This is a genomic window from Mycolicibacterium tokaiense (assembly GCF_010725885.1).
GTDB classification, from domain to species: Bacteria; Actinomycetota; Actinomycetes; order Mycobacteriales; family Mycobacteriaceae; genus Mycobacterium; species Mycobacterium tokaiense.
In genome coordinates this window covers 3,736,420-3,748,277 of record NZ_AP022600.1, presented here as the reverse complement: position 1 = coordinate 3,748,277, position 11,858 = coordinate 3,736,420, and the positions used below count along the sequence as shown (strand labels likewise).

Annotated in this window: 11 protein-coding genes; 5 read left to right on the top strand and 6 right to left on the bottom strand. The window is 65.5% G+C overall.

Annotated elements, in window-relative coordinates; genetic code table 11:
* The first annotated feature begins 12 nt into the window (after positions 1 to 12).
* The gene (locus G6N58_RS18190) at positions 13 to 1,440 is read left to right on the top strand and encodes a dihydrolipoyl dehydrogenase family protein (RefSeq protein ID WP_115277779.1); all 1,428 of its coding nucleotides are present in this window, start codon (positions 13 to 15) and stop codon (positions 1,438 to 1,440) included.
* Here the strand turns inward: G6N58_RS18190 and G6N58_RS18185 are convergent.
* A complete protein-coding gene (locus tag G6N58_RS18185; RefSeq protein ID WP_115277780.1) occupies positions 1,414 to 2,355 on the bottom strand; it encodes a LysR family transcriptional regulator in 942 nt (313 codons plus the stop codon). The genes G6N58_RS18190 and G6N58_RS18185 overlap by 27 nt on opposite strands.
* A gap of 101 nt (positions 2,356 to 2,456) precedes the next feature.
* Here G6N58_RS18185 and G6N58_RS18180 point away from each other — a divergent pair, with 101 nt between their 5' ends.
* The 3 genes from G6N58_RS18180 (at position 2,457) to G6N58_RS18170 (ending at position 6,426) form a co-directional block, all read left to right on the top strand.
* Positions 2,457 to 3,950, top strand: a complete 1,494-nt coding sequence (locus G6N58_RS18180) for an APC family permease (protein WP_115277781.1) — start codon at positions 2,457 to 2,459, stop codon at positions 3,948 to 3,950.
* A gap of 154 nt (positions 3,951 to 4,104) precedes the next feature.
* On the top strand, positions 4,105 to 5,433 hold the full coding sequence (hisD, locus tag G6N58_RS18175) for a histidinol dehydrogenase (RefSeq protein WP_115277782.1): 1,329 nt from the start codon (positions 4,105 to 4,107) through the stop codon (positions 5,431 to 5,433).
* A gap of 42 nt (positions 5,434 to 5,475) precedes the next feature.
* A complete protein-coding gene (locus G6N58_RS18170; protein ID WP_197746432.1) occupies positions 5,476 to 6,426 on the top strand; it encodes a carbon-nitrogen hydrolase family protein in 951 nt (316 codons plus the stop codon).
* Here G6N58_RS18170 and G6N58_RS18165 read toward each other — a convergent pair.
* The 4 genes from G6N58_RS18165 to G6N58_RS18150 form a co-directional block, all read right to left on the bottom strand.
* Positions 6,416 to 7,036: a TetR/AcrR family transcriptional regulator gene (locus G6N58_RS18165; RefSeq protein ID WP_163908236.1), complete on the bottom strand. Its 621-nt coding sequence runs from the start codon at positions 7,034 to 7,036 to the stop codon at positions 6,416 to 6,418. The genes G6N58_RS18170 and G6N58_RS18165 overlap by 11 nt on opposite strands.
* A gap of 147 nt (positions 7,037 to 7,183) precedes the next feature.
* A complete protein-coding gene (locus G6N58_RS18160; protein WP_115281433.1) occupies positions 7,184 to 8,131 on the bottom strand; it encodes a ketopantoate reductase family protein in 948 nt (315 codons plus the stop codon).
* A 125-nt stretch (positions 8,132 to 8,256) separates the two neighbouring features.
* Positions 8,257 to 9,165 carry an aldo/keto reductase gene (locus tag G6N58_RS18155; RefSeq protein ID WP_232067916.1) on the bottom strand — a complete coding sequence of 303 codons (909 nt, stop codon included), beginning with the start codon at positions 9,163 to 9,165 and terminating at the stop codon, positions 8,257 to 8,259.
* Between the two features lie 22 nt (positions 9,166 to 9,187).
* Positions 9,188 to 10,087, bottom strand: a complete 900-nt coding sequence (locus G6N58_RS18150) for an alpha/beta fold hydrolase (protein WP_115277785.1) — start codon at positions 10,085 to 10,087, stop codon at positions 9,188 to 9,190.
* Between the two features lie 232 nt (positions 10,088 to 10,319).
* On the opposite strand from G6N58_RS18150, the gene G6N58_RS18145 reads away from it, so the two are divergent.
* Positions 10,320 to 11,066, top strand: a complete 747-nt coding sequence (locus G6N58_RS18145) for a GntR family transcriptional regulator (protein ID WP_163908234.1) — start codon at positions 10,320 to 10,322, stop codon at positions 11,064 to 11,066.
* A 185-nt stretch (positions 11,067 to 11,251) separates the two neighbouring features.
* On the opposite strand, the gene G6N58_RS18140 is transcribed toward G6N58_RS18145, so the two are convergent.
* Entirely contained in the window at positions 11,252 to 11,839 is a 588-nt protein-coding gene (locus G6N58_RS18140) for a carbonic anhydrase (RefSeq protein WP_115277787.1), read from the bottom strand.
* Between the last annotated feature and the right edge of the window lie 19 nt (positions 11,840 to 11,858).

Genomic DNA, 11,858 nt, shown 5'->3' with positions numbered 1-11,858 from the left:
ACAGGAGGCATCGTGTCCGATAATTCGCGGTTCGACGCTGTGATCATCGGCGGAGGCCCGGGTGGGGTCACCGCGGCCACCCAACTGGCCGGCCTGGGGTTGACCACGGCGCTGGTGGAAAACCGCCTGATCGGCGGCGAATGTCATTACTGGGCGTGTAATCCCACCAAAACGTTGTTGCGGCCCATCGAAGTTCTCGAACTCGCCAAAGAGGTTCCGGGGGTGCGCGAGCTCCTGCGCGGGGATCGTGTCGACACCGCTGCAGCCCTGGCCAAACGCGATACCATCATCGACCACCTGTCCGACGACGGCCTCGTTGACGCTCTGACGCAGGCCGGTATCGACGTGTTGCACGGCCACGGTCGGCTGAATGGCGAACGCGCCGTGACGATCACCGAGGTCGAGGGACGCACACAGCGCGTGCAAGCCCGCCACGCAGTCGTCCTGGCGACCGGCACCCGCCCACTCCTACCTGATATCGCCGGGCTGGCCGCGGCGTCGCCGTGGACCAATCGGGAGCTCGCGACCATGACGCGTGTACCGCCCCGAACGATAGTGCTCGGCGGTGGTGTGGTGGGCGTCGAATGCGCGACCATCCTGTCAGGGCTGGGCAGTGACGTGACCATGCTGGTGCGGGGTACCACCTTGCTGCGGGGGTCCGAGCCGTTCGCAGGTGAACGGGTGGCACGCGCCCTGCGCGACCGCGGTGTCACGATCCAGTTCCGCGCCGTACCGACCTCGGTCGCGCGTCGTGCAGCGGGCGGCGCGGTGACGGTCACGCTCGGCGACGGCATACTCGAAGCCGACGAGATCGTCGTTGCTACAGGTCGACTGGTCAACACCGATGACCTCGGAATGGCCACCGTCGGCCTGGACGGCGGGGAATTCGTAGCGGTGGACGATCATTTGACCTCCACCGGTGTCGAGGGGCACTGGCTGTATGCGATCGGTGACACGACCGGTCGCGCCCTGCTGTCGCACGTCTCCCAATACCACGCGGGAATCGTGGCCAACGTGGTCAAGGCCCGGGCAGACGGCACCGCACTCGACGGCCCGGAGTACGTGGTGCGGGACAACGGCACCCTCCCCCAGGTGATCTTCACCGACCCGAACGTGATCGAGGTGGGTCGCACCGAATCAGACGCGCGCGCTGCGGGATTCACCGTCACGACCAGAACAGTCGACTATCCGGGCATGCCGGGCGAACTGCTGATCCAGCGAGACGGCTTCGACGCGGCAGCCAAGCTGGTGGTCGATGCCGATCGTGATGTCCTGCTCGGCGCCACCTTCGTCGGGCCGGGTGTCGCCGACCTCGTGCACGCAGCCACGGTCGCGGTGGTGGGCCAGGTACCGCTGTCGGTGCTGCGTCACGCTGTTGCGCCTCATCCCTCGCTCAGCCAGATGTGGAACGCGCTACTGGCGGCGCCCGCCGACGCCTGACGGGTCCGCGGAGGTTGGACGAAAGTCTGTGAGGGTCGCTCGTGCCAGCCGCGCCAGTTCCCGAGTGGCGGGAGACAGAATGGCGGACTCCTTCTGGATGAGAGCCACCGTGTCGTAGAGCGGCTCCTGCAGGGGCAGATACCTGACACCCGCTGGCGCGATGGAGGATTCCGACACCGCCCGCGACACCACCGTCTCACCCGCCCCCGCGGCGACGAGTTCGAGTGCGGTGTCGACTTGTTCGACTTCGATCCGCGGGGTCAGTGAGAGACCCCGCAACAACGCCCGCTCCGCCAGTTGACGGCGGGTGGGATCACGCCATCCGGCGTGTGCGTCGTAGAGGATCAGGCTCGCCTCTGCCATGTCCTCCAGGGATACCGGTCGGGTACGGGCGGGGTCCGACGTCGCGTAGAGCACCTCGTCCTGGAGCAGCGGTGTCACGGACAGTTCCCTGGTGTCGACCGGAAGAACCACCAGCCCGGCCTCCAGATCTCCGTCGCGCACCAGGTCTGCAACATCAGCGGAGTTCACCCCGATCACTCGGAGGCGGACGTTCGGGTAGCGAGCATGAAACGACGTCAGCAGGTCCGCCATGGCGTAGAACTTGGCATTGCGCAGCAGACCGATCGACGCCACGCCGCCCTGCAGTCCCGTGACCGCCCGCAACGCGCGATCGGCTCCGTCTGCGGACGCCAAGGTCTGCTCGGCCAGCGGCATCAGCTCCTCGCCAGGAGCAGTCAGGATGAGCCTTTTGGACCCCCGTACGAACAGCGGTGTGCCGTAACGCTGCTCGACGCGCCGAATGGTTTCCGAGACCGTTGGCTGTGACATGTGCAATTGCTTCGCGGCCGCAGTGAACGACCCGCACTGCGCCGCAGTGACGAACACACGCAGCTGTATCAACGACAGCGACATAGCCCAACCCTATAGCAGGCGACGGCATTCACAATGTTGTCCTCTCCCCGAGTGCTTTTTACGGTAGGTCACAGAGATTGCACAGCGCAGGGAGGATCACGATGGACACCTCTGATGAGGACCGCCAACTCGGCGAGCTGGGGTACACCCAGAAACTCAGTCGATCCGTGGGGGGAGTGTCGTCGTTTTTCCTCGGCTTCTCGGTCATCAGCGCCACCACCGCGGTGTTCTCCGGGTTCGGGTTCGGCCTGAGCACGGCAGGACCAGCCTTTGTGTGGACCTTCCCGATCGCGGTCGCCATCTTCTTCATCTGGGCGCTGATCGCGGCCGACCTGGTGGTCAAACTGCCGCTGGCCGGCTACGCCTATCAATGGACCAGCCGCCTGGTCAACCCCAACCTGGGGTGGTTCACCGGATTCGCCGGCGCGGTCGGATTCATCAGCGGTTTCACCGGTGTGGCGTTTGTGATGGCGGGCTACATCGGTGCCTTGCTGGGCATCGAAATGACGACTGCGACACAGATATTCACCGCCATTGCGGTGGTTCTGCTGTGCGTTCTCATCAACGTCTACGGCGTGAAACTGGCGACCATGCTGAACAACATCGGCGTGGCGCTGGAACTCGTGGTCACCGTCGGCGCGACGGCCTTCATCGCCGTCGTCGCCTTCTTCGTGACCAACGAACACCAGGGCATCGAGTTCCTGTTCTCCGCCGGCGGCGCCGGCGACTCGGGATCGCCCTATGTGATCGTCTGGTTGACCGCCAGCCTCGGGTGCATCTTCGGCCTGCTCGGCGTCGAAGCCGCGGCCGACGTCGCCGAGGAAACCAAGGACGCCCGGCGCACCATCCCTCGCACCATGTTCCTCGCGCTCGGGGTGGCGTCGGCGATCGAGTTCTTCATGTACATCGTGTTTCTCCTTGTCATCAAGGATCCGGACACGCTGACCGAGAGTGCCTCGCCGATCACCGACCTGTTCGCCCAGCAGGTGTCCCCCTGGTTCTCGAAGCTCGTGATTGCGTTGGCGCTCACCAACATCTTGGTCTGCGTGCTCGCCAGTATGCTGGTCGCGACCCGCCTGGTGTACGCCCTCGGACGAGACAACATGCTCCCCGGTTCGCGATTCCTGCGCCAGGTGTCCGAGACACACAAGGTGCCGACCAATGCGGTCTGGGCCACCGGTGTGGTGTCCTGCGCGCTGCTGTTGTCCGCGCTGGCCAACGAAGAGACGTTCTCCTACGTCGTCGGGATGGCCGCCCTCGGATTCTTCGCCGTGTATCTGCTCACCACGGGTGGACTCCTGGTGGCCAACGCCCGCGGGCGTATCCCTGCCGGCGCCGCCGGGGTGTTCGACCTCGGCCGACTGCGGGTGCCGGTGTATGTCCTCGGCTTGGTGGTGTTCGGATCCGTGCTGGCGACCCTGCTGCTACTACCGGACTTTCGACCCAATGCCACCGTCTTTGTCATCACCATGGCGATCGCCGCGGTCTGGTGGGTACTGGTCCTGCGGCGACGCATCGCCCGCGCCGACGCGGGTCCGCAGTATGCCCTCAACAGAAGCGAGCACTCTGCCAGCAGTACTGCAGCCTCGGCCTGACCTCCGCTCGTCACTCCCGTCGACTTCTCCCTCTCGGAGAGGCCGACGGGAGTTTTGTTGTGTTCGGACCTTTCCTGGGTATAGCAAAAAGCGATGGAGCGCGCCGGGAATCACTGTCTGGTCCAACACCGAGAATGTCCCTACCGTGAAACACATGCGTTATTCCACTCCCCTTCTCGAGCGTGTGCAGGGCAAGTTCCGGCATCTGAAGAGTCCTCTCGTCGACGCACCCGCGGCGCAGCGCGACCCAGCCGTGATCAACACGGTGACCGCGATGCTGCGTGACATCGAAACCAGAAAACTCGACGCCGTACGCGACTTCAGCCGTGCGCTGGACAACGACGATCGGCGAGACTTCGAACTCTCCGCCGAGGACGTCGCCAAGAGCGGTGACCGCATTCCGCGAGACCTCCGCGAAGCCATCGAGCTCGGCTCAGAACGCACGCAGGCATTCGCCCGCGAACAGCGGTCCCACCTCACCGGTTTCGAGACCGAGCTGTGCCCGGGGCTCGTGACCGGGACACGCTACGTGCCCGTCGCCCGCGTCGGCGCGTACCTGCCCGCAGGTCGCTTTCCCTTGACCGCATCGGCTTTCATGACGGTGGGGGTGGCCAAGGTGGCCGGGGTCTCCACCGTCATCGCATGCACTCCACCTCAGCCCGACGGCGGCGCGAACCCGGCAGTGGTCTACGCCGCGCACCTCTCGGGCGTCGACCGGGTCTTCGTCCTCGGCGGCGTGCAGGCCCTGGCCGCCATGGCGTTCGGTCTGCTGGGCGAACTCCCGGTCGACATGCTCGTAGGAGCCGGTAATGCCTATGTCGCCGAGGCGAAGCGTCAGCTGTTCGGGACCGTGGCCATCGACCTGCTCGCGGGCCCCTCCGAGGTGGCTGTGCTGTCCGACGAGACCGCCGACCCCGAGATGGTGGCCGCTGACCTGCTCGGGCAGGCCGAGCACGGTACCAATTCGCCTGCCGCGCTGGTCACCACCTCCGAGGAACATGGCAGAGCCGTGATCGCCGCCGTGGACCGTCAACTGAGCACCTTGGCCACCGAGCCCATCGCCGGCCCGGCATGGCGCGACTACGGAGTGGTGACGGTTGCCGACGACCGGGAAACCGCTGCGCTGCTCATGGATGACCTCGCGCCCGAGCATCTCGAAGTCATCACCGCCGACGACGACTGGTACCACGACCGGTTGCAGAATTACGGTTCGATCTTCCTCGGCCCGTGGAGCACCGTTGCCTACTCCGACAAGGGGATGGCGGGCACCAACCATGTGCTGCCGACTGCCGGAGGCGCCAAACACAGTGCAGGACTGTCGGTCTCGCGTTACCTCAAGCCGCTGACGTACCAGCGGGTGTCCCGCGCCGCGACCCCCGCACTGGCTCATGCCGTGCAGGTCATTTCCGACTCGGAGGGCATGGCGGCTCACAGCGCGACTGCCACCCGCCGACTCGCGAGCTATGGTTCGCCAGGTTCCTGAGACTGCAACCATCGACGAACTACTAGGCGAAAGGTGGACCACGTGACTCAGACACTCGTGGTGGGGGCCGTGCAGATGGCTTCCGTGTTCCTGGACCGCGCGGCGACCCTCGCCAAGGTCGAAAGCTATATCGACGAAGCCGGTGCGGCCGGGTGTCAGCTGGTGGCGTTCGGCGAAACGCTGGTTCCGGGGTATCCATTCTGGCTGGGGCGCACCGACGGAGCGAAATTCAACTCCGAGCTACAGCGGGACATCCACTCGATGTACCTGCACGAAGCCGTGCAGATCGAGGCCGGTCACCTCCACGGCGTGTGTGCCGCTGCACGACGAAACGGCACGACGGTGGTGCTCGGCATCGCCGAACGGCCGGCGGATCGCGGTGGTCACAGCATCTACTGCTCCGCGGTGACCATCAACGCGCTCGGCGAAATCGCCTCGGTGCACCGTAAACTCACACCCACCTACGAAGAGCGCCTGAGCTGGGCCAATGGCGACGGCCACGGACTGGTGACCCACGACCTGCCGCCGTTCACCCTGGGGTCGCTCAATTGTTGGGAGAACTGGATGCCGCTGTCGCGGGCGGCGCTCTACGCACAGGGCGAGAACCTTCACGTGGCGCTGTGGCCCGGCGATCTCTACGACACCGCCGACATCACCCGGTTCATCGCGCTGGAGTCACGCTCCTATGTGATCTCCGTGTCCGGCGTGCTGCGTCGCGAGCACATCCCGGACACCATGCCGGGCGCGGACCTGATGCGCAGCGCCAGCGATGAGCAGATCAGCACCGGGGGCACCTGCATCGCCGCGCCGGACGGCAGTTGGGTGGTCGAACCCGTCGATTCCGCCGAGGGCCTGACGGTCGCGACTCTCGACCACGGCGAGGTGCGTCGCGAGCGCCAGAATTTCGATCCCGCCGGGCATTACGGACGCCCGGACGTCACCCGGCTGGTGGTCGACCGTCGTCGGCAGAACCTGGCCAGCTTCACCGACTGATGCGGGCCGCCGAGTCCACAAGTGCCACATCCGCGACGCCGCGCAGCGCCCTCCGTAGCGGCGCCACGTCGCCGTGGACAGCGGTGAGAAGCACACCACCCTGATAAGCCGCGAGGAGCGCCGCGGCCAGATCCCCGGCGTCGACCCCCGCACGGAGACCCCCGCTGTCGGCGACGCGTTGCAGCCCGGCTTCCAGCAGTCGCTCCCAGCGCGCGAAGCCGGCCTGCAGTGCACTCCGCGCGGCCCGATCGTCGTCGCCGAGCTGATTGATCAGCGACCCGAGCGGGCAGCGGATCGGCCCCGGAGTCGCGGCATAGGAGCCCACGACCGCCTCGCACCAGGCGCGGACATCATCGGACGTGGACATGGCCTCCATGGTCGGCTGTAATCCTGCGATCACCCGCTCGACCTGAAACGTCACAACCTCGGCCACCAGATCAGATTTGTCGACGAAGAAGTGGTAGAGCTGGCCGCGCCCCACCCCGGCAGCGGCGCCGATCTCGTCGAGTGACGTCGAGCGAATGCCCTGAGCATTGAAGAGATCGCAGGCCGCCTCCAGGACACGGCCGACCGTCGCGCGGCCCCGGTCGGTGGTCGGTACGACTTTCACGCCAAGTCCTCTCCGCAGCTGCTTTGTACCCGACGATACAGAGGATGGCAGATGCCGGCCTACCGTCCCGTCAACAGCCACCCTGCGGCCGCGCCGATCAGCATCCGCCGTCACCGCCTTGTGATTGACGGCGGCTACCGCTTCCGATCACCCGCGGGGCATTTCACTGACGGCCCGTTCAAGACGCGGGGTGGCGACGTCGAACCGGCGGGCTGTGGCCAGCGTGTCCTCGAGGACCGCCCGAGCTACGGCCGCATGGGGATCGGTGTGTGCCGCGAGGCTTGCCTGCGCGATCGGAAAGCGACCCGTGGCCCATGCCGTTGCGGTGGCCGTCAGCCCGGGTAGTCGAGAGGGCAGTGACGCGACGGCGTGTCGGCGGAGCACGACGTCCCTCCGCTGGAGGACCGGCAGCAGCTCCCGACTGGTCAGGAACGCCTCCCGTAAGGCGCGGCGGTCGCCGATCATGTTCGCCAGTCCCCCGCTGCTCAGCGCTTGCGAGAACATTCCGGCGTCCGAGGCGAAGTGCAGCCACAGCCATCCACGCATGTCCCGCTCGCTCTTGACCCTGAGACCTGCCTGCTCGAACATCGTGCGCACGTGTCGTTCCCGCTGGCCCGGTGACGACGCCCCCGTGCCGAGGATCACCGATCGGAGCAAGGCACCGCGGAGAACCCCGTCGTATCCGAAACCCCCGCCGGCTTGCGGGAATCCGAACATCACCCGATCTGCCGGCAGCGGGGCAACAGCCGCCAGGGGTTCGTCCCACACATTCCCGAAGATCAGCACGGTCGCCTCCCCGATGCGGGGAGCCAGGTACTCGGCTGCCTCCCGCAGGCGATGGTGCCCGACGCTGAGCACGATCAGATCAACACCGTGGCCCGGATCGACGGACTCACGCAGCCGGGTCGAAAAGACGTGCTGAGTTCGTCGGCCCAACGGGGAACGGCGCCCATCGACGAGTTCCATGTGCAGTTCGGGGCCGTACTCGACGGCGCGACCCGGACGCACGTAGAACTCCACATCATGGCCGGCCTGGTGAAAGGCGTAGCCGTAGATCGTCGCAATGACACCGCGTCCGAACATCAGAACCCGCATCAGCACCCATGCTAGAGGTTCGCCCCGGTGCCCAACGGAGCCGCTGCGGTGGCGGCTCCCTGTGCTCCCGGAACGGGTCGAGTCGGCACAGAGGAATCGGATGGCAGCCTGCCCGCCCTGTCCGGTCAGCTGGAGGCCGCAGTGAGCCGGCCGACGTCGTCCGGTGTCAGCGTCAGTTCGGAAGCAGCCAGGTTCTCCTCCAGATGCTTGCGTTGCGAGGTGCCGGGGATGGGGAGCATGACCGGCGAGACCTGCAACAGCCAGGCGATTGCCACCTGCCCCACAGTGCAACCGTGGGTGCGGGCGACGTCGGCGAGCGCTTCATGGGCCTGCGCCAATCCGCCTTGGGCCACCGGCGCCCACGGAATGAACGCGAGTCCATCGCGTTCACACACCTCCAGCATGTCCTGGGCACTCCGGTCGATGACATTGAACCGGCTTTGCACACTGACGATATCGGCGATCTGCCGCGCCTCATTGAGCTGCGCAGGAGTGCACTGCGACATGCCGATCTCGCGGATCTTGCCCTCGTCCTGCAGCGCCTTGAGCTCCCCGATCTGATCTGCCAGCGGCACTTTCGGGTCTACCCGGTGCAGCTGCAGGAGATCGATCTGATCAACGCCCAAGCGGCGCATGCTCATCAGTACCTGTTGCCGCAAGTATTCGGGGCGGCCCACCGGGGGCCACGCCGCCGGGCCGAGGCGTTTCGGTCCTGAGGGGGTGTCGATGACATCAGGACCATTGCGGGTCAGGCCCGCCTTGGTCGCGATCACAACATCGTCGGGATAGGGATACAGTGCCTCGTGCAGGATCTCCTCGGCGACGTGCGGGCCGTACGAGTCGGCGGTGTCGAAGAACTGCACGCCGAGTTCGACAGCCCGCCGGGCGACGGCAATACATTCGTCCCGGTCCTGGGGCGGACCCCAGATCCCGCGGCCCGTGAATCGCATCGACCCGAAACCCAAGCGCGAGACTGTCTTACCGCCGATGGTGATGGTCTGTGGATGGTGATCCACCATGTCAACTACCCTCATTTCTGTTTTCTGGAACTGATGTTCACGCCCGAACAGCTGCGTCGAATTCGCAGAACATCCGGGTGAAGTAGGCGGGCTGCTCCTCGGCCACCCAATGGCCGCAGTCCGGTACCAGCTGATCCGTCACCGAGTCGGCAACCTCTTCGCACATAGCCCGGAAGTTCTTGGCCAGAGGGTTGGACGCACCCCCGGAGGCCAGCACGGGGATGGTGAGCTTGCCGTGTTCTCGCAGCGCGGCCCGATTGTCGTCAGCGTCGCGGTCGAGTTCGCGGTAGATCTCGCACATCGCCCGCATGGCACCCGGTGCTTCGAAAGCGCGGGCGTAGGCGTCGAGGTCCACACTGGAGATGGCGTCCTGCTGGTAGGTCAACTCGTCGAAAAAGCGGGTGATGTACCAGCGTTCACGTCCGTGCGTGAGATACACCGCCAAGTCGGTGTTGGCGTGAAAAGAGAACTGCCACGCGGACTTCTGCGCCACGCGCCAGGTGTAGTAGTCGGTGCCCGGCAGCGGGGCTTCCATGAAGGTGGCGCTGACGACATCCGTGCGGTAGCGCAGGGCATAAGCCAGGGCCAATGTCGATCCGAGGTCATGACCGACCAGCGAGACAGGCTCCGCCACTCCCAGCACCTCGCGCACCAGAGTGCGGATGTCACCGGCCATGGTCCATTTGTCGTACCCGTCACGAGGTTTGTCCGAGGCGCCGGCACCACGGTAGTCGGGCATGATCACGCGGTAGCCGGCGATCGCGAGCGGCATCATGACCTTGCGCCACTCGTAGCGGGTTTGGGGCGCGCCGTGCAGGAGGACGACGGTCTTGGTCGGCTCGGGTGGCGTGGCGACGGTGTAGCCGATGCGAATCGACTGGTCCGCATCTACCCAGGCCCGGCCGTGCTGGACCGTGACATCGTCTCCACTCTCCATCTCCAGCCCCTTCGTCCGCAAAGAGTCGACACTATTTTCAGGATTGGGTACCTGCAGGAATCGGTTCTGATACCAGCCAACGTTCCAGATGCCCCAAAGTATTCCTATGACTGGCAGTACATTGACAGCATCGACCTGCAGGCCGCCAAGCGTCGAGTCCCCCGAAAGGCGGTACGACAAAAGTGTCGACACTACGCCACTTTGCCCGTGGTACCCGGGTTACGGTGTGGAGATGACCACCCGAGATGACACCGCCACGTCAGCGACCAGTGCTGTGCCCGATCTCGTGCAGGAGTTGCTGACGCGCCTGCTGGGTGTCGCCGGTCGCGAGGATTCACTGGTCGGCAAGATCGCCGTCGAAGTTGCACGCGACATCATCGAGGAACGTGTGGACCCAGGCGCCGACCTGAACTCGTTCGAGTTGGCCAAGCGGTTCGGCACAAGCCGTACACCCGTGCGTGAGGCGCTCCTGCTACTCGAGAAGCAGGGCATGGTCGAGGTACCGCCGCGGCGGAGACCCCGCGCCACCACCTTCTCCCCGAAGGTGATCGCTGAGATCTACGAACTCCGAGGCGAGCTCTACGCCCTTGTGTCCCAACACCTTGTCGCGAAGGCGCACAACCTGAGCACACTCGACCAGCGATTCGCCGCCATGGGCGAGGCGGCGAGTCGAGGAGACCATGAGGGGTACTTCTGGCAGCTCGTTCTCTTTCAAGAGGAATCATGCGTACTGGCCGACAACGACACGCTCAAACAGACCATCGATACACTGGGGTTGCGCGTCCTGCACCTGCGTCACCTGGGGATGGCCCGAGGTTGGCAGTTGGACCGGTCATTGGCCGACCACGAGCGGCTGATGCAGGCGTTTCACGAACGCGACACCGAGCTGGCAGCGGCGCTCAACCGAACAATGGCCAGAAATGCGCTCGCCGGCTTGATGGCGTTGTTCGTCGACGACCGCTTTGTGCGCCGCCCTTGAGGATGCAGGTCGGACCAGGACATTGCATGCCTCACCTCCCCCGTATTGCGGCGATCCATCTTGCGCCGGCACCCGCGCAGCCCTCCCTGTACCGCCTTGACGACGGAAGGCTGTGACCCAGCGGGACATCACCGCCGGCGGAGTAGTCCTCGACCTGCGAGCTTTTCAGGGTTATCACCGTCCACTCACACGAGTTCGACGAGCGCGTCCGTGTCGTCGGCGACCGATCCGATGGTTGCGTTGACGTGGAGTTGCCGGTTCGCCGCGGTGAAGGTGGCGCAGACGATTCCGCAGGTGCGATTGTCGATTCGCCTGGCGATCGCTGGTGAGCGTTGCATGAGCGCGAGGCCGGTTTCGACGATGTGTGCTGCGGCAACAGCCTCGACCGAGTCGGCGGGGACGCCGCGTCGGACGACCGAGAGCAAGGCATGCTCGACGGCGGTGCGCATCGCTCCGTTGGGCAATTCGGCGGTTTCCCACGCACGCAGTGCCGTGTGCATCGCCGGGCAGTTGTCATGGCCGAGCACGACGATCAAGGGGATCTCCAGCTTGTCGACGGCGTACTCGATGCCGGCCAGTACACCGGAGTCCACGGTATGGCTCCAGGTGCTGATGTCGATCAGCGAGCCCGAAGGCCGACAGAACACGTCCTCGTTGCTCAGGCGGGCGTCAGCGCATCGAAACACCACGGCGACAGGCCGATCCGATGGGCACAGATCGGAACTCTGGTCGGCGGCACGGAGGTGTTCCCAGGCGAGTGCGGGTGTGGTCATGGAGGGCTGCCTTTCAGCT